General features: G+C 74.4%; 21 protein-coding genes and 1 pseudogene. 11 read left to right on the top strand and 11 right to left on the bottom strand.

The features are described 5' to 3' along the window. Positions 1 to 198: 198 nt before the first annotated feature. From OG580_RS08000 to OG580_RS07990, 3 genes are all read right to left on the bottom strand, one after another. Positions 199 to 1398, bottom strand: a complete 1200-nt coding sequence (locus OG580_RS08000; RefSeq protein ID WP_267042934.1) for an MFS transporter — start codon at positions 1396 to 1398, stop codon at positions 199 to 201. Positions 1399 to 1446: 48 nt separating this feature from the next. Next, positions 1447 to 1821, bottom strand: a complete 375-nt coding sequence (locus OG580_RS07995; RefSeq protein ID WP_267047935.1) for a hypothetical protein — start codon at positions 1819 to 1821, stop codon at positions 1447 to 1449. Positions 1822 to 1987: 166 nt separating this feature from the next. Continuing rightward, positions 1988 to 3436, bottom strand: coding sequence for a penicillin-binding protein 2 (locus tag OG580_RS07990; protein ID WP_267042933.1), 1449 nt, complete (start codon positions 3434 to 3436; stop codon positions 1988 to 1990). A 101-nt stretch (positions 3437 to 3537) separates the two neighbouring features. On the opposite strand from OG580_RS07990, the gene OG580_RS07985 reads away from it, so the two are divergent. Beyond that, positions 3538 to 3921 (top strand): hypothetical protein, encoded by a 384-nt coding sequence (locus OG580_RS07985; protein WP_267042932.1) that lies wholly within the window; start codon positions 3538 to 3540, stop codon positions 3919 to 3921. Between the two features lie 47 nt (positions 3922 to 3968). Here the strand turns inward: OG580_RS07985 and OG580_RS07980 are convergent, their stop codons facing one another. The 3 genes from OG580_RS07980 to OG580_RS07970 are packed head-to-tail and all read right to left on the bottom strand — an operon-like array spanning position 3969 to position 6876. Continuing rightward, positions 3969 to 4616 carry a response regulator transcription factor gene (locus tag OG580_RS07980; RefSeq protein WP_267047934.1) on the bottom strand — a complete coding sequence of 216 codons (648 nt, stop codon included), beginning with the start codon at positions 4614 to 4616 and terminating at the stop codon, positions 3969 to 3971. Positions 4617 to 4642: 26 nt separating this feature from the next. Beyond that, complete coding sequence (locus tag OG580_RS07975) at positions 4643 to 5884, bottom strand: sensor histidine kinase (protein ID WP_267042931.1); 1242 nt, start codon at positions 5882 to 5884, stop codon at positions 4643 to 4645. Next, positions 5881 to 6876 carry a hypothetical protein gene (locus OG580_RS07970; protein WP_267042930.1) on the bottom strand — a complete coding sequence of 332 codons (996 nt, stop codon included), beginning with the start codon at positions 6874 to 6876 and terminating at the stop codon, positions 5881 to 5883. Before OG580_RS07970 ends, OG580_RS07975 begins: the two co-directional genes overlap by 4 nt. Before the next feature lie 185 nt (positions 6877 to 7061). Between OG580_RS07970 and OG580_RS07965 the strand changes: the two genes are divergently transcribed. After that, positions 7062 to 7559 carry a cupin domain-containing protein gene (locus OG580_RS07965; protein ID WP_267042929.1) on the top strand — a complete coding sequence of 166 codons (498 nt, stop codon included), beginning with the start codon at positions 7062 to 7064 and terminating at the stop codon, positions 7557 to 7559. 18 nt (positions 7560 to 7577) lie between these two features. Here the strand turns inward: OG580_RS07965 and OG580_RS07960 are convergent, their stop codons facing one another. Beyond that, complete coding sequence (locus tag OG580_RS07960) at positions 7578 to 8348, bottom strand: IclR family transcriptional regulator (RefSeq protein ID WP_267042928.1); 771 nt, start codon at positions 8346 to 8348, stop codon at positions 7578 to 7580. 179 nt (positions 8349 to 8527) lie between these two features. Here OG580_RS07960 and OG580_RS07955 point away from each other — a divergent pair, with 179 nt between their 5' ends. From OG580_RS07955 to OG580_RS07935, 5 genes and pseudogenes are all read left to right on the top strand, one after another. Continuing rightward, a complete protein-coding gene (locus tag OG580_RS07955; protein ID WP_267042927.1) occupies positions 8528 to 10081 on the top strand; it encodes an aldehyde dehydrogenase (NADP(+)) in 1554 nt (517 codons plus the stop codon). Between the two features lie 198 nt (positions 10082 to 10279). Then, a pseudogene (locus tag OG580_RS07950) lies at positions 10280 to 10736 on the top strand (helix-turn-helix domain-containing protein); the annotation flags it as partial. Between the two features lie 6 nt (positions 10737 to 10742). Next, positions 10743 to 11219, top strand: coding sequence for a GNAT family N-acetyltransferase (locus tag OG580_RS07945; protein WP_267042926.1), 477 nt, complete (start codon positions 10743 to 10745; stop codon positions 11217 to 11219). A gap of 66 nt (positions 11220 to 11285) precedes the next feature. Beyond that, a complete protein-coding gene (locus OG580_RS07940; RefSeq protein ID WP_267042925.1) occupies positions 11286 to 11990 on the top strand; it encodes a DsbA family oxidoreductase in 705 nt (234 codons plus the stop codon). Positions 11991 to 12094: 104 nt separating this feature from the next. After that, complete coding sequence (locus OG580_RS07935; protein WP_267042924.1) at positions 12095 to 13153, top strand: aminotransferase class V-fold PLP-dependent enzyme; 1059 nt, start codon at positions 12095 to 12097, stop codon at positions 13151 to 13153. Positions 13154 to 13252: 99 nt separating this feature from the next. Here OG580_RS07935 and OG580_RS07930 read toward each other — a convergent pair whose 3' ends face one another. Further along, positions 13253 to 14353 carry an alanine--glyoxylate aminotransferase family protein gene (locus OG580_RS07930; protein WP_267047933.1) on the bottom strand — a complete coding sequence of 367 codons (1101 nt, stop codon included), beginning with the start codon at positions 14351 to 14353 and terminating at the stop codon, positions 13253 to 13255. Positions 14354 to 14617: 264 nt separating this feature from the next. Here OG580_RS07930 and OG580_RS07925 point away from each other — a divergent pair, with 264 nt between their 5' ends. Together OG580_RS07925 and OG580_RS07920 are read left to right on the top strand one after the other, a co-directional pair. Then, positions 14618 to 16171, top strand: coding sequence for an FG-GAP repeat protein (locus OG580_RS07925; RefSeq protein ID WP_267042923.1), 1554 nt, complete (start codon positions 14618 to 14620; stop codon positions 16169 to 16171). Between the two features lie 75 nt (positions 16172 to 16246). Continuing rightward, positions 16247 to 17332 (top strand): amidohydrolase family protein, encoded by a 1086-nt coding sequence (locus tag OG580_RS07920; protein WP_267042922.1) that lies wholly within the window; start codon positions 16247 to 16249, stop codon positions 17330 to 17332. A gap of 128 nt (positions 17333 to 17460) precedes the next feature. On the opposite strand, the gene OG580_RS07915 is transcribed toward OG580_RS07920, so the two are convergent. Both OG580_RS07915 and OG580_RS07910 read right to left on the bottom strand, forming a co-directional pair. After that, positions 17461 to 18027 carry a GNAT family N-acetyltransferase gene (locus OG580_RS07915; protein ID WP_267042921.1) on the bottom strand — a complete coding sequence of 189 codons (567 nt, stop codon included), beginning with the start codon at positions 18025 to 18027 and terminating at the stop codon, positions 17461 to 17463. Continuing rightward, a complete protein-coding gene (locus OG580_RS07910) occupies positions 18024 to 20231 on the bottom strand; it encodes a penicillin acylase family protein (protein WP_267042920.1) in 2208 nt (735 codons plus the stop codon). Before OG580_RS07910 ends, OG580_RS07915 begins: the two co-directional genes overlap by 4 nt. A gap of 90 nt (positions 20232 to 20321) precedes the next feature. Between OG580_RS07910 and OG580_RS07905 the strand changes: the two genes are divergently transcribed. Together OG580_RS07905 and OG580_RS07900 are read left to right on the top strand one after the other, a co-directional pair. Further along, positions 20322 to 21041, top strand: a complete 720-nt coding sequence (locus OG580_RS07905; RefSeq protein WP_267042919.1) for a siderophore-interacting protein — start codon at positions 20322 to 20324, stop codon at positions 21039 to 21041. Positions 21042 to 21360: 319 nt separating this feature from the next. Next, complete coding sequence (locus OG580_RS07900) at positions 21361 to 22386, top strand: SCO1860 family LAETG-anchored protein (protein WP_267042918.1); 1026 nt, start codon at positions 21361 to 21363, stop codon at positions 22384 to 22386. Positions 22387 to 22544: 158 nt separating this feature from the next. Here OG580_RS07900 and cobC read toward each other — a convergent pair whose 3' ends face one another. Beyond that, positions 22545 to 24095: an Rv2231c family pyridoxal phosphate-dependent protein CobC gene (cobC, locus tag OG580_RS07895; RefSeq protein ID WP_267042917.1), complete on the bottom strand. Its 1551-nt coding sequence runs from the start codon at positions 24093 to 24095 to the stop codon at positions 22545 to 22547. Positions 24096 to 24115 lie beyond the last annotated feature (20 nt).

Here is a 24115-nt window from a genome sequence, read left to right as displayed (position 1 = left end):
GCCTCCTCCCGCCGCGCTGCGCGCCTCCCTCCATGCTCCCCGCCTCCCGCTCCCGCCGCACCGCGAGCGGGGCCGGTGGGGCCGGGTGGGGCCAGTAGGGCGAGTGGGGCCAGTGGAGCTGGTGGGGCCGGTAGGGCCGGTAGGGCCGGTAGGGCCGGTAGGGCCAGTGGGGCCAGTGGGGCAGGGCGTGCGGCTCCGTCAGCGGCCGGCCCCGTGTGCCCGTACGGGCTCCTTCACCCGCCCCGCGCCCGCGCGGCGGCCCCGGACCGTGAGGCCGGCCGCCCAGGCCGTGCCCGCCACCGCGAGGACCGGCAGCAGGACCCGGACGTCGACCACCGCGACCAGGCCCGCGCCGAGCGCGAGGGCCAGCGCGTTCGGGGCGAAGACCAGGGTGTTCGCGGTCGCCGCCACCCGGCCCACCGCCTCCGCCGGAGCCTCCCGCTGGACCGTCGTCACGACGGCGACGAGGACCCACGGCAGCCCCAGGCCGATCACCGCGCTCGCCGCCAGGGCCGTCGCCTCGTACGGCAGCGCGCGCACCCCCGCCGCGACCGCGAACAGCGCGAGACCGAGGGCGGCGACCGTCCGCGCCGGGACCCGCCGCAGCAGGGGGCCCGCGACGAGGCCCGCGAGGACCGAACCCGCGCCCTGGACGGCGTACAGCACGCCGGCGTACGCGGGGGAGTGGCCGAGCCCCCGGTCCACCACGGCGTAGATCGCGGCCCCGTTCACCCCGGCGAGCAGCATCGTGAACGCGCCCGTCGCCACCAGCGGCCGCAGCGCCGGCGACGCCCGCAGCAGCCGGACGCCCTCGGCCGTCTCCCGCCACCAGTGCCGGTCGGCCGACCGTGCGGGGCGCTCCTCCCGTACCGGCATCAGAGCGAACACCGCCGCCGCGACCGCGAAGCTCGCCGCGTCCAGGAGGGCCACCGGGCCGCCCCCGTACCGGGCGAAGAGCCCCGCCGCCACCAGCGGCGCGACCAGCTTCACCGACTCGTTCGCGGTCATCCGCAGCCCGTTGAGGGTGCCGAGCCGCGACGCGTCCAGCGCCGTCGCCGCGAGCGCCTGCTCGGCGGCCTCGTGGACGGCGCCCTGGGCCCCGTACAGCACGAGCACCCCGAAGAGCAGCCACACCCGGTCCGCCGACTCCACCCACAGGAGCAGCGGCAGCAGCAGCGCCATCGCCATGTCGAGGACGACGAGGAGGGGCCGCCGACGCACCCGGTCGGCGAGCGTGCCGAGCAGGGGCCCGAGGAGGACGGGCGCCCACAGGGCGAAGGCGGTGAGCGCCGCCAGACTGTCCGACCCCGTCAGGGACTTCACCCAGATCCCGGAGACCAGCCACATCGCCGTCGTACCGAACCCGGACACGACGACGCCTGTCAGATACCAGCGCATGACCGCAGCCTGGCCTCTGAGGAGCGCCCCAGGGATCGGGCACCTGCCCTATTCGCGGGCCTTCTCGTACCGCAGCGCGGCTCCCGTCACCACGGCCCCGAGCCCCTCCCACAGGCCCACGCCGAGGAAGCCGGCCGGGGCGCGGCCGGTGACGACGGCGAGGGTGAAGACCGCGCAGGTGAGGAGCCGGAAGGGGACCGTCCAGCGGAAGAAGGGCTTCCAGTCGGCGAGCGCGGCCAGGACGTAGTAGACGCCCATGTTGAGCGCCGCCATCGAGGAGGCCGTGAGGAAGACCAGGGTGTGGTCGCCGTCCGCCCGCCCGCCGTCGGGCACCGGCTCGAACCCCATGACCGTGAGCAGGGCGTCCGGGGCGACGAGCCCCACCACGCCGAGCGCGGCGGCGAGCACGCCGAAGACCGCCATGGTCCAGCCGGACAGGGAACGGGGCAGGCGCACGGCGGTCCTCCGCGAGGTGAAGCAGGGTCAGCGAGCAACGTCGGTGATTCGAATGCACGCTCGGAAACGAGCGTGCCCCTGCATATCGCGCGGCGGGTGCCCGGAGCCAATCGGGCCCCCTTAGGGGGTCACGTCACTTCAGCGCCGCCGCCATCATCTTCTGCGCCACCGGGGCCGCCAGGCCGTTGCCGCTGACCTCGGAGCGGGCCGCGCCCGAGTCCTCGATCATCACCGCGACGGCGACCTGCTTCCCGGTCGAGGGGTCCTTGGCGTAGGAGGTGAACCAGGCGTACGGCGTCTTGCTGTTGTTCTCGCCGTGCTGCGCCGTGCCCGTCTTGCCGCCGACCTCGGCCCCGGCGATCGCCGCGTTGGTACCGGTGCCCTTGTCCACCACCGTCTGCATCGCGCTGCGCAGCTGCTCCGCCGTCGAGGAGGAGACGACCCGCGTGCTGTCCCCGTCGTCGAACGTGGTCAGCGCGTCGCCGTCGGAGTCGACGACCTCCGAGACCATGTGCGGGGCGGCCAGCAGGCCGTCGTTGGCGATCGCGGCCGACACCATGGCCATCTGGAGCGGGGTGGCGGTCACGTCGAACTGACCGATGCCGGTCAGCGCCGTCTGCGCGGAGTCCATGCCGGACGGGTACACGCTCGCGTAGGCGCGGACGGGGACGTCGAGCTCGTCGTCGTTGAAGCCGAACTTCTCCGCCATCGCCTTCACCTTGTCCTGCCCCAGGTCGGCGGCCATCTTGGCGAAGACGTTGTTGCAGGAGTACTGGAGCGCGGTGCGGATCGTGGCGTTCTCGCAGGGCGCCGAGGCGTTCTCGTTCTTCAGCACCTTCCGGGTGTTCGGCAGCGTGTAGGGGTTGGGGCTCTTCGTCGCCGTGTCCACCGAGCCGTACAGGCCGTCCTCCAGGGCCGCCGCCGCGACGACCAGCTTGAAGGTGGAGCCGGGCGGCAGCGGCTGGCGCAGGGCCCGGTTGACCATCGGCTTGTCCTCGTCGCCCATCAGCTCCTTCCAGGCGTCGCCGTCCGTCGTCCCGGCGATCTTCGACGGGTCGTACGACGGGGTGGAGACCATCGCCAGGATGCGGCCGGTGGCGGGGTCGACGGCGACGGCCGCGCCCTTCTTGCTGCCGAGCGCCTCATAGGCGGCCTTCTGGACGGCCGGGTCGATCGTGGTGACGACCGTGCCGGGCTCCTGCTGCTTGCGCGTGACGGCGTCGACCGGGTTCTTCAGCCGGTCGTCGGTGCCGTCGAGGACGCTGTCGTAGATGCCCTCCAGCTGCGTGGCGCCGTACGCCTGCGAGCTGTATCCGGTGACCGCCGCGTAGAGCTCGCCGTCCGTGTACGTGCGCTTGTACGCGAGATCGCCTCCCTCCGTCTTCTTCGAGCCGGTGACCGGTGAGCCGGCCACGACGATGTTGCCGAGCGGTTGCGCGTACTGCGCGATGGTCTTCCGCCGGTTCTTCGAGTCGTCCGCGAGCGCCTTGCCTTCGTACGCCTGCACCCAGGTGGCCCGGCCCAGCAGGGCGAGCACGAGGACGAGGACGAAGACCGACGTGTGCCTGATCGTCTTGTTCATCGCACTAGGGGGGACGAACGGGACGGTGGCGGCCGTTCCGGATGTGTCCCGTTTCTCAGCGAACCTTCATACCGGCGGGACGGTCCCTCTACAGTGCGCGCATGATCGATGACGCGGTGCCGGAGAAGTACGTCGTGTGGGCCGTCCTCGTGGAGGAGGAGACCTGCCGGGGGTACGAGGACCATCGCTGGGAGCTCACCCAGAGACACCTCGTCGAGGAGGGCGGCCGGGCCGCGGCCGACGTCCTGGCACGGCAGCTGGCGATGGAGCACATACCCGCGGAGGCGCGCCCGCTGCGCGGCGCGACCCCCGGCCGGAGGGTGTTCCGGGTCGCCGACGGGTCCTGGCTCGTGGAGGTGAGGGCCCCGCAGAAGGTGCTCTGCAGGATCACCACCGCCGAGCAGGTGCACGTCCAGCCCTATGAGGCTCCACCGAAGGAGGAGGCCCCGCCCGCCAGGGGGAAGGGCCTGTTCGGCAGGCGCTGACCCCGTCCACGGCTCCGGTCGGCCCCGTCACCCCGTCACCCGCCCCGTCACCCCGCCCGTACGAACCCCGATTCGTACGCCAGGATCACCGCCTGCGTCCGGTCCCGGGCGCCCAGCTTCGCCAGGACCGCCGCCACGTGGGACTTGACCGTCGCCGGGCCGACGCCCATCCGCTCGGCGATCTCGGCGTTCGTCAGGCCCGTCGCCACCTGCCGCAGCACCTCCGCCTCCCGCTCGGTGAGCCGCCCCGCCCAGGGCGGCGCCGCCGCCGGAGCGCGCCGGGCGTGCTCGGCGGCCAGGCCCCGTACCGCCGCCGGGTAGAGCAGCGAGTCGCTCCGGGCGACCAGCCGGACCGCTCCCACCAGCTCCTCGGCCGCCGCCCGCTTCAGCAGGAAACCGGCCGCGCCGACCCGCAGCGCGTCGTACACGTAGGAGTCGTTCTCGAAGGTGGTCACGACCACGATCCGGGGCGGCTCCGCCATCCCGCCGAGGATCTGCTCGGTGGCCCGGATCCCGTCGATCTCCGGCATCCGCACGTCCATCAGCACGACGTCCGGCCGCGCCGCCCGCACCACCGACACCGCCTCGGCGCCCGTCGCGGCCTCGCCGACGACCTCCAGGTCGGGCTCGGCGTCGAGGATGACCCGCAGGGCCGTCCGCACCATGCGCTCGTCGTCGGCGACGACCACCCGAATCGCCGCGCTCGCCGCGCTCGCCGCGCTCACCGGGGGATCCTGACCGCGAGGCGCCACACGCCGTCCACCGGGCCCGCCTCGGCGGTGCCGCCGAGCAGCCGGGCCCGTTCGCCGACCCCGCGCAGGCCGCGCCCGCCGTGCGGGCGGGCGACCGGGGGCCGCTCGGGCAGGGCGTTCTCCATGGTGATCTCCAACTCCTCGGTACGGGCGTCGAGCCGTACGGTGACGGGTGTGCCGCCCGCGTGCCGGGCCGCGTTCGTCAGGCCCTCCTGGACGATCCGGTACGCCTCCCGGGACAGCGCCTCCGGTACGGGGTCGAGGGCCCCGTTCACCGTCAGCGCCACGCGCGGTCCGGCGCCGCGCACGAGGGCCTCCAGGGCGTCGAGCCCCGGCCCCGCTCCCTCCTCGGCCCCCTCGTCGCGCCGCAGCAGGCCGAGGACCCAGTCCAGCTCCCCGACCGTGCGCCGGGTGGTCTCCTCGATCGCGGTCAGCGCCTCCCGGACGAACTCCAGGTCCGCCGCGTCGCCCGTGTCGAGGACCCGGCGCGCCGCGCCCGCCTGGAGGGTGACCGCGCTCAGCGCGTGGCCGACCGAGTCGTGCAGCTCGCGGGCGAGCCGGTTGCGCGACTCGGCCTCCGCCGCGCGCCGCTCGGCCGCCACGAGCCGGTCCGCCGGGCTCGGCCCGAGCAGCCGGGGCGCCTGCCGGGCGAGCAGAGCCCCGGCCGCGGCGGCCCCCGCGGCGAGCGCGAGCAGCATGAGCAGGCCCGCCGGGAGCGCCGCCCAGACCCACCAGTCCTGGTCGAGGCCCCAGTGCCGGCCGACCTCCGACTCCCGGAGGGCCGACGAGAACGGCAGCGCCAGCACCGCCACCGCGAACGGCGGCAGGGCCAGGGTCGCCCCGCTGACCAGCGCCCCGGCGCCCACGTGCAGGGTGAACCAGCCGGCGGTCCTCGCCTTCGCGTCCCGCCCGTGCGCCGGACCGTCCGCGAACCGGTCCGCCGGCACCCCGCACAGCGCCCGCGCCACCGCCACCGACATCGGCCGGGCCAGCGGGAAGAGCGCGGTGACCGCGGCGAGCGGCAGCCCGATCGCGTACGCCCCGAACTGCACGGCGAGACTGCCCCCGAACATGCCCGGCGAGTCGAGGAAGGCCCCCAGCACGACGGTGCCGACCAGCCAGTACGGCATGAACAGGGCGCCGCCCAGGATCAGATGGAGCCAGCGCAGCCTGGCGCGCTGCCCGAACAGGGCGACCGCCCACCGCCTCACGCCTCGGCGCTCCGCCGCCGCAGGAACACGGCCACACACGCGGCCAGCAGGAACCCGGTGATCATCTGGCCAGCGTAGGACAGCTGTGCGAGGGCCGGGACCTGCTTGGCCGGATCGGTCTCCGGCATCAGGCAGACCAGCGACATGTACGCGCCCCAGCACCCCACCGCGCCGGTGGAGACCCAGGCCAGGGCGAGGACGGGCCGCACCCCGAGCCGCGCGGGCCGCCGCAGGACGAGAAGGAGGGTGAAGACGACCGCGGCGACGAGGAAGGCGAGCCCGACGGCGCTCAGGACGTAGAAGTCGGAGTCCCGTTCGGCGGCCCGCTGGGCGGAGAGGCCCCTGGCCGAGCCGGAGAGCCAGATCAGCTGGACGGTCGCGGGGACGAGCGCGACCGCCGCGCCGGCCACGGCGGCGGCCCGCACGCCGGGCCCGGAGACGCGTGCGGAGACCTCGCCCAGCCGGCCGCGCCAGACATGGCCCCAGCGGTCCCGTGCGTACAGGACGAAGAGGGTGCCGAGGGAGAGGCCCTGGAGGATGAAGCCGCCGTAGACGACGGCGAAGACCCAGGAGTCCAGGAAGGGTTCGCTGGGGGCGGCGGCCCGTTCGTCGCCGGTGAGGAGCGGGACCGCGAGCTGCGCCGGATACCCGGCCATGATCGGCGCGAGGAGCCCGGTCGCCGCCCACATGGGGAAGGCGAGCAGCCAGGCCCGTACCCGCAGGCCCCAGGCCTGGGTGAGCAGCAGGGCGAGGGCGATCACGACGATGTCGGCGAGGACCGAGACCGAGTTGGCGACGGCGAGCATCGTCCGGTGCTCCAGGAGCACGCTCCCGGCCGGGATGCCGATCTCACCGCCCGCCACCCAGACGACCTTGAGCGCGATGTACGGGAGGCAGGCGACGATCGCGAGGACGCGGAGCACCCGGCGGAGGACGGTGGGGTGGTACGCGGCGGAGGGTGTCGGGGGGAGGGAGTACGCGGTCGGTGTCATGGCTCCACGCTCCCGCGCGGGGCGCCGGTGCCACCTCCTGCCGTGTGGTGAACCGTCTCCGCCGCATGGGGGAGAGGGCCTCCACCCGCGGGCCCCGGGCGACGCGACACCCTCGGAATTGACCCATGAATTCAAAGATCAATTGAACCCGTTGCCTGGGTCAATGGCCCTCTAGAGTAGTGATCATGAACGAGAACGCGACCTTCGCCCCGCTCCTGACCCGTGCCGCCACCGCCGAGACCACCGCCGACCCCAGCAGCGTGATGACGCTCCTCGCCGACTCGGACACCACCGGCGGGCAGCTCACGAGCTACCGCTCCTCGTTCGCGAAGGGCGCGGTCGGCGCCCCGGCGCACTTCCACACCAAGGCCTCGGAGATGTTCTTCGTCCTCGGTGGCTCGCTCCAGGTGCTCGTCGGCGAGGAGCTGACCGTCCTGGAGCAGGGTGACTTCCTCCTCGTCCCGCCGCACACCCCGCACGCCTTCGCGGCGGCGCCCGGCGCCGAGGCGGACGTCCTCTTCGCCTTCACGCCGGGCATGGCCCGCTTCGACTACCTGCGCCTCCTCGGCCGGGTCATGCGGGGCGAGGCGAGCTTCGAGGAGATCAAGGCCTCCTCGGAGCAGTACGACAACCACTACGTGGACAGCCCGGTCTGGCAGAAGGCCCTCGCCGAGCGGGGCTGACCCCGCACGCGCGAGCGCTCAGAGGCGGCGGGTCGCCAGCGCCAGCCGGTCCCGCGCGTCGAAGAGCGCGTCCTTGATCATCTGCTCGTGGGCCGGGGTGAGCCGCGCCACCGGCACCGAGCAGCTGATCGCGTCCCGCGCCGGGGTCCGGTAGGGGATCGCGACCCCGAAGCAGCGCAGCCCGAGCGTGTTCTCCTCGCGGTCCACCGAGAAGCCCTGCTCGCGGATGACCCGCAGCTCCTCGATGAGCTTCTCGCGGTCGGTGATCGTGTGCTCGGTCAGCGCCGGAAGGGTCTCGGGGAGCAGCTTGCGCACCTGCTCGTCGGTGTGGGTGGCGAGCAGCGCCTTGCCGAGCGAGGTCGAGTGCGCGGGCAGCCGGCGCCCGACCCGGGTGAACGGCCGCAGGTAGTGCTGGGACTGGCGGGTCGCCAGATAGACCACGTTGGTCCCGTCGAGCCGGGCGAGGTGGATGGTCTCGGTGGTGTCGTCGGAGAGCCGGTCCAGGGTCGGCCGGGCGGCGGCCACGACCTCGTCGCCGTCGATGTACGAGGTGCCGACGAGCAGCGCCCGCACCCCGATCCCGTACCGCGTGCCAGTGGCGTCGGTCTCCACCCAGCCGAGCTCGACCAGGGTGCGCAACAGCATGTACAGGCTGGACTTGGGGTAGCCGACGGCCTCCTGGACGGCGGCGAGCGAATGCATCCCCGGGCGCCCGGCGAAGTACTCGAGCAGCTCCACGGTCCGCACCGCGGACTTCACCTGTGCCCCACCCGCGTCGGCAGTCGCCATGACCCTCGCCCCTTTTCCGTTGTCCGGTTGTCCGGTTGTCCGGTCGTCCTGGTGGCCGTCCCCGGCCGCTCCGTGCCGGGCGGCGCCCCTTGTGGAGACGGCCGGACCGTCAATAGAGTCCCTCGCAGGCGCGTTCATCTACGGGAACAGCGTTCAGAATAGCGAACAGGGGCGTGGCTGTGGCGGCAGAACCAGTGTGGAGTGTGGACCCCCGGACGGGGAAGCCGCGCGAGCAGGTTGCGGTGGAGGCCACAGCGGAGGAGGTCGACCGGGCCGTCCGGGCCGCGCACGCCGCCCGTGACGCCCTCGCCGACCGCACGGTGCGGGCCGCCTTCCTCCGTACCGCCGCAGACCTCCTCGACGAGGCGCGCGAGCACGTCATCGAGGCCGCCGACGCCGAGACCGCCCTCGGCCCCGTCCGCCTCACCGGTGAACTCGCCCGGACCACCGCCCAGTTGCGGTCCTTCGCCGAGGTCGTCACGGAGGGGTCCTACCTCGACATCCGGATCGACCTCCCCGACCCCGGGGCCACCCCGCCCCGGTCCGACATGCGCCGCTGGAAGATCCCGCTCGGCGTCGTCGCCGTCTACGCGGCCGGCAACTTCCCCCTCGCCTTCTCGGTACCCGGCGGCGACACCGCGAGCGCCCTCGCCGCCGGCTGCCCCGTGGTGGTCAAGGCCCACCCCGACCACCCGGCCACCGCCGAGCTCTGCGCCGCCCTGCTGCGCCGGGCCGCCGCCAAGCAGGGCCTTCCCGAGGACGTCGTCGTCCTCGTCCACGGCTTCGACGCCGGCGTGGAGCTGGTCCGCCACCCGCTCGTCGCGGCGGCGGGCTTCACCGGTTCGGTACGCGGCGGACGGGCGCTCTTCGACGCCGCCGCCGCCCGGCCCGTACCGATCCCCTTCCACGGCGAACTCGGCTCCCTCAACCCGGTCGTGCTCACCCCGGCGGCCGTCGAGGAGCGCGCCGAGGAGCTCGGCGCCGGCCTGGCCGGCTCCATGACGCTGGGCGCGGGCCAGTTCTGCACCAAGCCCGGCTTCGTCCTGGCTCCCCAGGGCGAGGCGGGCGATCGCTTCCTCGCCGCGCTCACCGCCGGGGTCAGCGACACCGAACCGGGCGTGATGCTCGACCACCGCATGCGGGACGCGTTCGTCGCCGGGGTCGCCGAGCGCGCCGCGCTCGACGGGGTGCGGACCCCCGTCACCCCGGGCGCGGGCGGCGAGCACACGGTCAGCGCCGGCGTCCTCGCCGTCGACGCCGAGCGGCTCACCAAGGGGGACGCCGAGCGGCGCACCGGGGACGGCGCGGACGGCCTTCCCGGGGGCGACCACCACCTCCTCCTGGAGGAGTGCTTCGGACCCGTCACCGTCGTCGCCCGCTACTCCTCCCGCGAGGAGGTCACCGCCGTCCTCGGCCTCCTGCCCGGCAACCTGACCGCCACCCTGCACATCGCCGAGCGGGACCAGGACCAGGACACCGACGCGGCCTCGCTCCTCGCCGAACTCACCCCGCTCGCGGGCCGCGTCCTCGTCAACGGCTGGCCCACCGGTGTCGCCGTCGCCGCCGCCCAGCACCACGGCGGCCCCTACCCGGCCACCACCTCCACCTCCACCTCGGTCGGCGCGACCGCGATCGAGCGCTGGCTCCGCCCGGTCACCTACCAGTCGACCCCCGAGCACCTCCTCCCGCCGGAGCTCCGCGACGGCAACCCGCTGGGGCTGCCCCGCCGCTGACCCCTCCCCGGGGCCCGGTCGCGGGAGTACGGGAGGGCCCCGGGGAGGTAGGGCAAGGGCGCCGGAGCGCGGTCAGGCCCGGCGGCCGGGCAGGCGCAGCGAGGCCAGGGCCGTCAGGGTCAGCAGCCCCGCGCTGATCAGCAGGCTCGTCCGCAGCGCCGTCCCCATGCCGGGGGCGCCGCGGCTCGTACACGCACCGACCCGCGCATCCTCGACGCGCTGCGCCGCGCCGCCGCCGGCAAGCGGATCGCCTCCCTCTGCACCGGCGCCTTCACGCTCGCCGAGGCCGGACTGCTCGACGGCCGGGCGGCGACGACGTACTGGGCGTACCGGGAGCTGCTCGCCGAGCGCCACCCGGCACGCGGGGGTCTCCGTCCGGACCCTCTCGCGCCGCTTCCACGCCGAGACGGGGGTCAGCCCCCTGCAATGGCTGCTCCACCAGCGCGTCGAGCGGGCCAAGGAGCTCCTGGAGTCCACCTCCCTCGGTATGGACGGGGTGGCCCGTGCGAGCGGCCTCGGCACGGGGGACTCGCTGCGGCGGCACCTGCTGCGGCGCACCGGCCTCACCCCGAGCGCGTACAGGTCCTCCTTCAGCCGCCTGGCCGGGACGCGGACCACGGGCCCCGGAACCGGAGCCCCGGCCGGCGCGTCCTGAAGTTCCATGATCAGACACGCGAACGCCGCCGACCTCGACGCCGTCACCGCCCTCCACGCGGAGGCCCGCGCCACCTACTACCGCGGCCACCTCCCCGAGGCCGACTACGCGGGCCCCGAGGAACTGGCCCGCTCCCGTACCGGCTGGGCGGGCGCGATCGACCGTGGGATCGTGCTCTGCGCCGAGCTCGACGGCGAGGTCGCCGGGATCGCCGCGTACGGCGAGCGCGACGGCGTCATGTCCCTCAGCCAGCTGCACGTGGCCCCCGCCCGCTGGCGCCGGGGCGTCGGCGGCGCCCTCCACGCGGCCTGCGTCGAGGCCTGGCGGACGGCCGGGGCGACCACCGCCCGCCTGGAGGTCTACGAGAAGAACGAGCGCGCCCAGGCCTTCTACGCGGCCCACGGCTGGGTCCCGGACCCGGAGACCCCGCGCTCGGGCGACCACCTCGTGCTCCGCCTCACAGTGCGGCCGGAATCGGAATGAAACGGGCCGGTGGGCGCGTTCCCAGCGACGGAACACCCCACCGGCAACCCCTCGGAGAGAAGTCACATGCGCGTCGAGATCTGGAGCGACATCGCCTGCCCCTGGTGCTACATCGGCAAGGCCCGCTTCGAGAAGGGCCTCGCGGCCTTCGCCCACCGCGACGACGTCGAGGTCGTGCACCGCTCCTTCGAGCTCGACCCCCACCGCGCCAAGGGCGACACGGGCCCGGTCCTGGAGATGCTGGCGAAGAAGTACGGCCGGACCCTCGACGAGGCCCGCGCCATGGAGGCGCACGTCGCCTCCAACGCGCACTCCGAGGGCCTCGGCTACCGCACCGACGGCCGCGACCACGGCAACACCTTCGACATCCACCGCCTGCTCCACCTCGCCAAGGAGCGCGGTCGACAGAGCGAGCTGCTCGACCTGGCCTACCGCGCCAACTTCGCCGAGGAGCGCTCCGTCTTCGACGCCGAGACCCTGGTGACGCTCGGCGTCGAGGCCGGTCTCGACGAGGCCGAGGTGCGGGCCGTCCTCGCCGACGAGTCCGCCTATGCCGACGCCGTACGGGAGGACGAGCGCGAGGCCGCCGAACTCGGCGCCAACAGCGTCCCGTTCTTCGTCCTCGACCGCCGCTACGGCGTCTCCGGCGGCCAGCCCGCCGAGGTCTTCACCCAGGCCCTGGAGCAGGCCTGGCAGGGCCGCACCCTCCAGCCGGTCGGCAGCGACGCCGAGGCCTGCGGCCCGGACGGCTGCGCGGTCCCGCAGGCCTGACACGGGGCCGGCGCCTCGCTGACCTGCATGGATAAGCGCGACTTGGGGTTTCCCCACGATCTATCCCCATTGACGGGTGATCGTGGGGAATCCAGGGTGGGGGCATGGATTCCCTGGACCAGCCGCTCGGTGGCGCCGAGTTCGCGCCCAAGAAGACGTATCTGAACACCTCCGCCTGCGGGTTGCTGCCCCGCCGGACCATCGAGGCCGTCACGCTCCTCGCCGAGGAGACCGCCGACGGCCGATCCGACGGCGCCGGAAGCTTCGAGATCGTCGGCGAGGCCCGGGCGGCCTTCGCCCGGCTCGCCCACGTCCCGCACGAGCGCGTCGCCGTCGGCAGCTCCGTCGCGGTGCACTGCGGAATGATCGCCCAGTCGATGCCCGCGGGATCCGAGATCCTCTTCCCCGAGGGCGACTTCTCCTCCGTCATCACCCCCTTCACGATCCGCGGCGACCTCAAGACCCGCTTCGTGCCGCTGGAGCGCCTCGCCGAGTCCGTCCGCCCCGAGACCGCGCTCGTCGCCTTCTCCGCCGTGCAGTCGGCGGACGGCCGCACGGCGGACTTCGCGGCGATACGGGCCGCGGCGGCCGCCCACGGCGCCCGGACGCTCCTGGACGCCACGCAGTCGGCCGGCTGGCTGCCGCTGCACGCGGGGGAGTGGGACTACACGGTCTCCGGCGCCTACAAGTACCTGCTCTGCCCGCGCGGGGCGTCCTTCCTCACCGTCACCGAGGAGGCGCAGGACTCGCTCCTCGCGATCCACGCCAACTGGGTCACGGGCGAGGAGCTGTGGGTGAACAGCTACGGCCCGGTCCGCGAACTCGCCGCCTCCGCACGTCGCTTCGACGAGCCCGTGGCCTTCTTCTCGTACCACGGGGCCGCCCGCTCGCTCGCGCTGCTCGAAGAGATCGGCATCGACCGCATCGAGGCCCACGACAAGGGCCTCGCGGCCCGCTTCCGCGCCGGACTCGTCGAGCTGGGCCACGCGCCGGTCATGGACGACTCGACGGTCGTCGCCGTCCCCGGCCTCGGCGACCGGGCCGACGCGCTGCGGGACGCCGACGTGCTGCTCTCCGCCCGCGCGGGCAACCTGCGGGCCTCGTTCCACCTGTACAACACGACGGCGGACGTCGACCGCGTCCTGGACGTCCTGGCGGGCTGACCACCCACCGGCGCCCACCGCGAGCGAGGGCCCGGGACACGCGGAGGGCGGGGATCCGGCACCGGACCCCCCCGCCCCTCCCCCCGCCCCGTACTCCGCCTACTTCCAGGCCTCCGTGACCGCGCGCCGCGCGCCTTCCAGGTCCACCGTGCGGCCCGTGTCGCCGAGCGCCGCGCCGAGCGCCGCGAGCGAGGACTGCACCGCGCCCGGGGTCGCGTCCACGCCGTAGTGGTTGACCCGGACCATCTCCTTGGCGAGCGCACCGCCGCCGGCGATCAGCGGCAGCGAGGGGTCCGCCGAGAGGGCCTTCGCGACCAGCTCCGAGGCGTCCACGCCGGCCGGCACGCGCAGCGTCGTCGCGACCGGGGCCGCGTCCTTCGCCTCGTACACGTACGGCTCCAGACCGCCGCCCAGGGCCACCGCACCCGCGCGGGTCGCGGCCGCCGCCGAGGCGTGCCGGGCCATCAGCGCGTCGAGACCCTCCGCCTCGATCCGCTCCACGCACGCCTCCAGGGCCAGCATCTCCAGCTGCGCCGGAGCGTGCAGGAGCGCCTTCCGGCCGCCGTCGATCCATCGCTCCTTCCAGTCCAAGAGGGAGAGGTACGAGCGCCGCGGCGCGTCCGGGTTCGCGGCGAACCGCTCCCAGGCCCGCGCGCTCACCGACACCGCCGACACCCCCGCGGGACCGCCCATCGCCTTCTGCGCGCCGATGATGCACATGTCCACGCCCCAGGCGTCCGGCAGCACCGGCTCCGCGCCGATCGACGCCACCGCGTCCAGGTAGAACAGGGCGCCGTGCGCCCGGACGACCTCGCCGATCTCCGCGACCGGGTTGGTGTTCCCGGTCGCCGCCTCGGCGTGCACGAGCGACACGAAGTCGATCTCCGGGTGCTCGGCGAGGGCCTGCTCCACCTGAGCGGCCGTCACCGCCGTGTGGAAGGGCACCTCCAGGTCGACCACGGTCGCCCCGCAGTCCCGCAGCCAGTTGCCGAAGGTCTGCCCGTACGGACCGGTGACGACGTTCAGCGCGGTCGAACCGGCCCGCGCGCCGCTGCGGATGCACCCCTCCAGGGGAAGCAGCGCCTCGCCCTGGGTGATGACCACGTCCTGCTCCGTGGAGAGCAGCGCGGCCACCCGCCGCTCGATCGACGCGAAATGCGCGGCGGTCAGCGGGGCCAGGTCCAGGAGCGGATGTGTCACGGTCACGGCGGTGCCTTCTTCGACTCGGTTCGGTGCGGGTGGAACTCCTGATCAGGGTACCGACGGGCGGCCCGCCCGCTCCTGGGAGGCGCCGTGCCGATCGGGCCGGGCGCCCCGGGGCCCACCCGCACAAAAGGGATCTTCGTCCCGGTGCAACCGTCAAGGGACATCAGGTGTCCAACAGGACGACGGACCGGGCACGGGCCCCGTCCGGCGCACCCCCCCGCAGCCGCCCGGAACCCTCCGACCTCCAGGAGATGCTCCATGCGCAAGCACCGCTCCGCCGCCCTCGCCGCGGCGACGCTCCTCCTCCTCACCGGCGCGGGGATCGCGACCGCCCCGGCCGCCTGGGCCGGCGTGCCCGGCGGCACTCGCGCCGACGACCGCAACCACGACTTCGACGGCGACGGCTTCGACGACGTCCTCGCCGGCGCGCCCGGCGCGACCGTCGGCGGCAAGCGGGGCGCCGGCCTCGTCACCGTCCAGTACGGCTCGCCGGACGGCATCGACACCCGCGCCGCCACGATCGTCAGCCAGGACACCACCGGGGTGCCCGGCGCCGCCGAGACGGGCGACTCCTTCGGCGCCGCCGTCGCCACGGGCGACCTCGACGGCGACGGCTACGACGACGCCGTGATCGGCGCCCCCGGCGAGGACATCGGCACCCGCGCCGACGTCGGCGGCGTGATCGTCCTCTGGGGGTCCCCGCACGGCCTCGTCGGCACCGACAGCCAGTGGGTCGACAGCCTCAACGGACCGGTGGCCGGGGCCCGTTTCGGGTCCGCGTTCGCCGCCGCCCGGTTCACCGCCGAGACCAGCGGGGACCAGCTGATCGTCCTCGACCGCCGGTACGTGGAATGGCACCGGTTCGGTGCCGCGTCCGGGACCGGCGGCGCCCGCCTCGCCGCGGACCGGCGCGCGCACACCGCCGCGGCGCTCGACCGCACGACGCTCGCACCGAGTGGCGCGCGCGCCGCCGGGACGGCGGCGGCCCCGGTGCCCCGCGACCTCGTCGCGAAGTCCGTCACCACGGGCGACTACGACAAGAACGGCTTCGCGGACCTGGTGGTCAGCGGGGTCACCACCGGCGCCGAGCCCGGCCACGGCTGGTCCTGGTACCTCGCGGGAGGCACCGACTCCCTCGTCTACCAGCGGGAGCTGCGCGGCGGGCCGGTCACCGCCTCCGGTGACATCGACGGCGACGGCTACGACGACCTCGTCACCGGCGAGCCGCACAGCCCCGACGACGGCGGCGAGTCCATGACCGGCGGACTGGTCGGCGTCTACCGGGGCGGCCCGAACGGCCCCGCCGGAGCCACCGGCGTCGGCACCCCGCCGCAGTGGTGGACCCAGAACTCCGCCGGCGTACCGGGCGCCTCGGAACGCGGCGACGGCTGGGGCACCGACCTCTCCCTCGGCGACACCGACCGCGACGGCTACGCCGACCTCGCGATCGGCGCCCCCGGCGAGGACATCGGCACCGTCGTCGACGTGGGCATGGTCACCGTCCTGCGCGGCACCGCCCGGGGCCTGACCGGCACCGGCGCCGCCTCCTGGACGCAGGACTCGCCCTCCGTACCGGGCGCCGTGGAGCGTGACGACCGGTTCGGCGGCCAGGTCCGGCTCGTCGACCCCGACGCCGACGGCCGCTTCTCGCTGCTCGCGGCGGCGCCCGGCGAGAACACCGCGGACGGGCACGTCTGGCTCTTCCCCGCGCGTACGGGAGGACTCACCGCGACCGGCTCGTGGAGCTTCGGCGTCTCGTCGTTCGGCGGGCCGTACCTGGACGCCCGCTACGGGAGCGCGATCGACGAGTGACCCCGCCGCTCCCCGTGGAGCGGGCCGTGGCCGACCGGTCTCCCGGCCGGGCACCCGCCCTCGTACAGTGCAGACATGAGCGATCACACGGTGCTGCATGTGAAGGGGCGGGTGCTCGTCGGCCCTGAGGACGTACGGGACGAACTCTGGTGCGTCGACGGGCGGATCACCTTCGACCGGCCCGCCGCCGAGGCGGTGACCGTCGAGGGCTGGGTGCTGCCCGGACTGGTCGACGCCCACTGCCACGTCGGGCTCGACCGGCACGGCCCGGTCGACGATGCCACCAGCGAGAAGCAGGCCCTCACCGACCGGGACGCGGGCACCCTGCTGATCCGGGACGCCGGTTCGCCCTCCGACACCCGCTGGATCGACGAGCGCGAGGACCTCCCGAAGGTCATCCGCGCGGGCCGGCACATCGCCCGTACCCGTCGCTACATCCGGAACTACGCCCACGAGATCGAGCCCGCCGACCTCGTCGCGTACGTCGGCCGGGAGGCCCGGCGCGGCGACGGCTGGGTCAAGCTCGTCGGCGACTGGATCGACCGCGAGGCGGGCGACCTCACCGCCTGCTGGCCGCGCGCCGAGGTCGAGGCGGCCATCGCCGAGGCGCACCGGCTCGGCGCCCGCGTCACCGCGCACTGCTTCGCCGAGGACTCGCTCCGCGACCTCGTCGAGGCGGGCATCGACTGCATCGAGCACGCCACCGGTCTCACCGAGGACACGATCCCGCTCTTCGCCGAGCGGGGCGTGGCCATCGTCCCGACCCTGGTGAACATCGCGACCTTCCCGCACCTCGCGGACGGCGGCGAGGAGAAGTTCCCCCGCTGGTCGGCCCATATGCGCAGGCTTCACGAGCGGCGGTACGACACCGTCCGCGCCGCCTTCGACGCGGGCGTCCCCGTCTTCGTCGGCACCGACGCGGGCGGCTCCCTCGCCCACGGGCTCGTCGCCGAGGAGGTCGAGGAGCTGACCCGGGCCGGCATCCCGCCGATCGACGCCCTCGCGGCCACCGCCTGGGGAGCCAGGGCCTGGCTGGGCCGCCCCTCCCTGGAGGAGGGCGCCCCCGCCGACCTGGTCGTCTACGGCGAGGACCCGCGCGCGGACGTCCGCGTCCTGGCGGCGCCGCGCAGGGTCGTCGTCAACGGCCGGGTGGTGGGCTGACCACCCGGACCGGTCGGCAGGGCGGTCAGCGGGCGGACCAGCGGTGACCGGTCGGCGGATCCCGTCGGCGGTGACCGGCCGGCGGGCCCGTCAGCGGAGACCGGTCGGCGGGCCCGTCGGCAGGCGGGTCAGCGGCTCAGGAACGCGAGCCGCGCCTTCTTCTCCGGGATGAAGACCTCCGGCAGGTCCACCTCGGGCAGCACGACCTCCGGGCCCGGCTCGAACCCGACGCGGATCATCCGGGCGATCGCCTTCTCGTTGGCGGCGTCGGGCTCGACGACCACCCGGGAGTGGCCGCGCAGGGAGAAGTCGACGAGGGCGTCGAGCAGCCGGCCCGAGAAGCCGGGCTCGGGCGAGGCGATCGGCGCGATCATCAGGTGCACGCCGATGTCACCCGGCAGGACCTCGTAGCACTCGCTGATCCGGTCGGCCTCGGGGTCGTACGTCTGGAAGAGGGCGACCGGCTCCCCGTCCCGGCTGACCAGGTAACCGTGGTGGGTGGTCAGCGAGTCGAGGTGCGCGTAGATCTCCCGCACCTGCTCGACGCTGGTCCCGCCCATGCCCCAGAAGCGGGCGCGCTCCTCGTTCACCCAGGCGTGGATGAGGGGGGCGTCCCGGTCGGGGTCGATCGGGACGACGCGGACGGTGCCGAAGCCCTCGACGGCCTCGTCGTAGACAGCGGTGGCGGTGGTCATCGTGTTTCCTCGTGCTTCTCGTGCTGCTCGCGCTCTTCGGTGAGCAGGTTCCAGTCGGTGGTGACGGGGGCGAGCTCGCCCCGCAGCCACAGGGGGAGCTGGTCGCGGTGGTGCGGGTCGCCGGGGACCCCGGAGGCCCCGAACGGCACGATCCAGCCGCTCCGCTCGCGGTCGGCGAGGTCCCAGACGTAACGGGCCGCGGAGGCCCGCGCGCTGCGGTCGGTCCAGCCGGGCACGCTGGACGTGGACAGGACGCAGTCGTGGTCCCCGGCGAGCCCCGGCCACTGGGCGTCGTCGGCGTCGGGGAGCGCCTGCCAGGGCGCGAGGCGGTGGGTCACGCCCCAGGCGGCGGGCGGTTCACCGGCCCCGACCTCCTCCAGGGCCTCGCGGACGATCCGGTCGACGTCCCCGGCCGGTACGGGACCGGCCGTGAGCAGGGTCTCCAGGGCGAAGGCGACGCGCGGCCCGAGGGCCAGCCAGGGGCGGAACAGCTCGGGGTACGGGGCGGGTTCGCGGAGCGCCGTGAAGGCCTCGTGCCCGGCGAGCCGCCGCACGACGGCGCCGCGCACCGCCGCGTACAGGCCCGCGTCGGTGCTCTCCGCCGTCATCCGCCGGTCCCAGCGGAGCAGTCGCGCGCGCACGGCGCCCGCGGCGGGGGAGAGGCCGTCGGCCGCCCGCTCCACCGTGGCGAGGAGCCGGGCCGCGGAGGGATTGTCGGTGTCGGTGTGGACGGCCGTCGTCGTCTCCGGGGTCCAGTCCGTCGAGCCGTCGAGGAGTGCGTCGATACGGGCCGCCCGGTGCGGCGGGGCGAACTCGACGCCGAGGGGCGCGGCGAGCCCCCGGGCGTTGGCCATGACGGCGTGGCCGCGGACCTCGGCGCGGGGCAGCGGCGCGGGCCCGGGCTCCCAGGCGTGCGCCGGCTCCCAGGCGGGCACGAGCCGCAGGGAGTTGGCCCGGTCCCGTACGGGTACGTGCCCGGCGACCCGGTGCAGCAGGCCGCCCTGGGTGTCGGCGGCCTGGACGACGTTCACGGGCTCGACCCAGCCGTCGAGGGCCGCGTCCACGTCCGCGACGGTCCGGGCGCGCAGCAGCCCGGGCAGGACGCCGAAGCCGAGCTCACCGGTGACCCGCGGCGGGTACCGGAGGGCGACGGCCTCCCACTCGGACGGCCCGGCGGAACCGCTCCCGGGCTCGCCGTCGACCCGGTTCCCGCTCTCGGGCTCGCCGTCCGTCCCGGAACCGCTCCCGGGCTCGCCGACCACCCCGTCCCCGCTCCCGGGCTCCCCGTCCACCCCGATGATCACGGGGCCCCGCTCCGTCTCGACCACCTCGATCACGACGGGCTCACCGCCCGCGACCTCGATCGTCTCCCGGTGTGCCGTCGCCGGGCGCCAGCCCTCGGGCCCGAGGGCCTCCACCCCGCCCCCGGGCAGCCGGCGGAGCCGCTCCCGGTACAGGTCCTGGTAGTCGGCCATCGCGTTGGTGATCGCCCAGGCCACCGAGCCGGTGTGGCCGAAGTGGGCGAGGCCGGGGACGCCGGGTACGGCGAGGCCCACCACGTCGTACGCCGGGCAGGCGAGCCGGATCTGCTGGTAGACGCCCGGCGCCTCGATGAACCGGTGCGGGTCGCCGGCCACCAGGGCCGCGCCGCTCGCGGTCCGTTCGCCGGACACCACCCAGCCGTTGGAGCCCGCCGTGCCCGGTCCGTCCGTCGCGAAGAGCTCCGTCCACTCCTCGCCGAGCCGCGTGGCGACCTGCTCCCGCCACAGCTTCGTGGGGAAGCCGGCGAAGAGGATGTGGGTGGAGAGCCAGACGGCGAGCGGGGTCCACGGCTCCCACCGCCCGGGTGCGAGGCCGGTCTCCGCGAACTCGGGTGCCCGCCGGGCCCCGTCCGCCAGGCCGTCGTTGACCCCGTCCACGTACGCCCGGACCCACGCGGCCGTCGGAGCGTCGGAGGCTTCGAGCCGCTCGTAGCAGCGGCGCGCGGTGTCCGCGAGCCGCGCCCGCCGGACGAAGGTGTCCCAGCCGAGCTCGGCGGCGCCGAGGAAGGCGGCCGTGGTGCCCTGGGCCCGGTGCCGCTCGACCTCCAGCTGCCAGGCGCGGTCCCGGGCGGTGACGCGCCCCTGGGCGAAGGCGAGTTCCTCCGGGTCCGTGGCGCGCAGATGAGGGACGCCCCAGGCGTCCCGGTAGATCTCGATGCTCACGGAGACCCCGATCCCGTCCGTATCTTTTCCGAAGCCTTAGGTTAGGCTGACCTAAGTAAATCTAACAGGAGTCCAGGGGAGGAGATCACGGTGGGTCATGGCTGGCAGGGGGCGGTCCTCAAACTGTTTCGCGGCAAGGACTTCACGTTCACGGTGACGGGGGCCGAGCAGGTCACCGAGGACTACCGCAGGGTGAGCTTCACCGACGGCGGGCTGCTCGCCGCGGCCGGGATCCACCCGACGATGTGGGTCCGTCTCTGGTTCGACGACGCCGGCAAGCCGCACCAGCGCGCGTACACCCTGGTCGACCCCGACCTCGCCGCGGGCACCTTCAGTCTCGAATTCGCCCTCCATGACGGCATAGCCAGCCGCTGGGCCCGCACCTGCGCCCCCGGCGACACCGTGGAAGCCACGCTCCAGGGCACCGGCTTCGAGGCCCCCGACCCGCTCCCGGCGCGGCTCCTCGTGGTCGGCGACCCGGCCTCCCTGCCGGCCGTCAACTCCCTGCTCGACGCGCTCCCCGGCGTCCCCGCCACCGTCTGGTTCGAGACGCAGCACGCCTCCGACGACGACCTGCCGGTCCGGCTCGATCCCGAGCACCACGAGCTGCGCCGGATCCCGCGCCAGGGCGGCGGCGCCGAACTCGTCGCCCGCGTGAAGGCCGAGCTGCCCGAGCTCGCGGACGCGGCCTCGTACGTCTGGATCGCCTGCGACACGACGACGACCCGCACCCTCGCCGCGTACGCCCGCAAGGAGCTCGCCCTTCCCAAGGAGCGCGTCCACGCGCTCGGGTACTGGCGCGCGAGCTGATCGCGCGCCGGGGCGCCGGGTTGACGATCCGTTACCCGGAGCCGTGGCGGGTCGTTGTCACCCTTCCCCGCGCGCCCCCGTACGCGCCCGGATGCGTCCGCTCGTACGAAAGACGCGGGGCGTGCGGGAACGGTTGTGTCGAGAAAAATCGAATATGAACACGGAAACCCCCCTTTGGGGTGAACTCACGTCAGGCGACTGTCGGTTCACTCTCCGTGCGTAAAGATTCCGGTGTCTCAAGTCGCCGAGGCCGCGCCGACCCACCGTCCCCGTGGTGAGCGGCCGGCGACGCCATGTCTCTTGTGGGGGTTCCACCATCTTGAACAGCAACACCTTCCGCACGCCCGTACGCCGTACCGCCGCCGCCGCGACCGTCGCCGCCCTGGCCGTCGGCCCCGTGCTCCTCGCGGCCCCGGCGGCGCACGCCACGGGCGGCGAAGGGCGTGCCACCGCCGTCGTCCTGCGGGCGGGCCTCGACGTCTCCCTCCTGGGCAAGACGGTGAACGTGCCCGTGCGCACCTCCCTCAACGAGGTCAAGGCGCCGGAGACCGAGAGCGAGACCGCGCTCACCGTGAAGGTGCAGGGGGCCGAGGGCGGTCAGCCGATCGACATCCTCGCCGCCGAGGTCGCCACCTCGAAGGCCACCGTGGACGAGACGAAGGCCGAGGGGTACGTGAACCTCGTCAAGGCGCAGGTCCACGTCCCCGGCATTCCGCTGCTCTCCCTCATCGAGGTCGAGAAGGTCACGTCCAAGGCGCTGTGCGAGGCGGGGAAGGAGCCGGTCGCCGAGTCCAACGTCCTCGGGCACGTGACCGTCTTCGGCAAGAAGACCACCCTGTCCACCGGCGGCCGGACCCAGGTGAGCGTGCCGGGCATCGGCAAGGTGACCCTGGACCTCTCCCGTACGTCCACGACCTCCCGCACCGCGGCGGCGACCGCCCTCGAACTCAAGGTGGAGGTCGACCCGCTGAAGCTCGGCGTGGCCGAGGTCAACGGCACGGTCACGCTCGCCGAGGCGACCTGCGAGACGCCCGAGGGCGTGGCCCCCACCGAGAAGCCCACCGAGAAGCCCACGGAGACGCCGACCGAGGCGCCCACGGAGCAGCCCACGCGGGAGCCCTCCGAGCGGCCGTCCGAGCAGCCCTCGCAGCAGCCCTCCACCCCGGCTCCGAGCAGCGACGGCGGGGTGAAGACGAACAACGGCGGCATCACCCCCACCGAGAACCTCGCCGAGACCGGCGGCAGCTCCGCCACCACGTACATCGCGGCGGGCGCGCTCGCCCTCCTGGTCGCGGGCGGCGGTGCGCTGGCGTTCACCCGCTCGCGTGCCCGCTCGCGCGGCTGACGGCCCGAGGGGGAGGCGCCGGGGGGTGCCGGAAGAGCAGGGGATGCAAGGAAGGCACGAGGGGAGACGGGAAACGCAGGGCACGTAGGGAAAGCAGGGGTGCGGGGAGGGCGACGGTGACGACGTCGCCCTCCCCGCACCCCTTCCCGTACGGGTTCTCAGCCGCCCAGCAGGAGCGCCTGGTCCAAGGCCTGGAGGAAACGGTTCGTCGTCATCCGGTCCCGGACCGCGAGCCGCAGCCAGTTCCGGTCGAGCCCAGGGAACGTGTCCCCCCTGCGGGCCGCGAAGCCGAGCAGCCGCAGCCGGTCCCGTATCGCGTCCGCCCCCTCGATCCGGATCAGGACGAAGGGGGCCTCCGCACCGTCCACCGTCCGCACCTCGTCGAACTCCGCCAGACCGGCGAGCAGATGCGCCCGCTCCACCCCGATCCGGTGCGCCGCGTGCTCGGCCTCCGCGAGCGCCGCCCGCGTCATACAGGCCTCCGCCGCCACCAGCGCCGGCGTCGACACCGGCCACAGCGGCTGCGCCCGCTCAAGGGCGGCGATCGTCTCCGGCTCGGCCAGCGCGTACCCGATCCGCAGGCCCGCGAGTCCCCAGGTCTTGGTGAGGCTGCGCAGCACCACGAGCCCCGGCACGTCGGTCCGCCCGGCCAGCGACTCCCGCTCGCCCGGCACCGCGTCCATGAACGCCTCGTCCACCACCAGCGTCCGTCCGGGGCGGGCCAGGGCGGCGATCGAGGCGGCGGGATGCAGGACGGAGGTCGGGTTCGTGGGGTTCCCGATCACCACCAGGTCCGCGTCCTCGGGGACCGCCGCCGGATCCAGCCGGAAGCCGTCCTCCTCGCGCAGCAGCACCCGGCCCACCTCGTGCCCGGCGTCGCGCAGCGCCGCCTCCGGCTCGGTGAACTGCGGGTGCACCACCACCGGCCGGCGCGCCGGCAGCGCTCGCGCGATCAGCACGAAGGCCTCGGCGGCGCCGGCGGTGAGCAGCACCCGGCCCGGCGGCAGATCGTGCCGCACGGCGACCGCGGCCCGTGCGGCACGGCCGTCGGGATAGGCCGCGAGGCCGGTCAGCGAATCGGCGATCCGTCTGCGCAGCCAGTCCGGAGGCGTGTTCGTCCGGACGTTGACCGCGAGATCGATCAACTTCTCGTCCCGGACCTCGGCGTCACCGTGGTGGCGCAGGTCGTGGGCGTCGGTGGGTGTGTGCGTGTCCATGGCCGCCGTCGTGTGGGGGGTGGGGATGGTGGGGGGTGAGCCAGGCTCGCCAGCGATGTACCCGTGAGGCAGGGGCAACAACCGTACGCCTGGGGCACGTTCGTCCGGACAAACCGTGACGCATGTGGCAACCGCGCACGTTACGCGCCGGGATTTCCGCTTCGGCACGAGCAGTACGGCCCCCGCCCCCGCCGTGAGCAGCGCCGCGGCCTCCGCCACCGACGCCGTCCCCGTCGCGACCAGCGGCGACGCCGAGGGGTTCGGTACGGAGACGGCGGCCAGCTCCCCGGCCGGGAACCCGCGCACCGGGACCCCCAACTCCCCGGCCGCGTCCGCGACCCCCGATCTCGTGACCCGCGCGTCCAGCGTCCCGAGCGAGCGCACGGACGCCCGCGTCAACCCCGCCTCCCGCAGCACCGCGTCGACGAGCGCGAGCACTTCGTCCGTCCCGGCACCCGGCCGGGCCCCGACGCCGAGGTGCGCGCACACCACCCCATCCGATAGCAAAGGCG

Source organism: Streptomyces sp. NBC_00094 (genome assembly GCF_026343125.1).
In the GTDB taxonomy this organism is placed as follows: domain Bacteria; phylum Actinomycetota; class Actinomycetes; order Streptomycetales; family Streptomycetaceae; genus Streptomyces.
The sequence above is the reverse complement of the archived record's forward strand: the minus strand, read 5'-3'. Positions and strand labels throughout refer to the sequence as shown.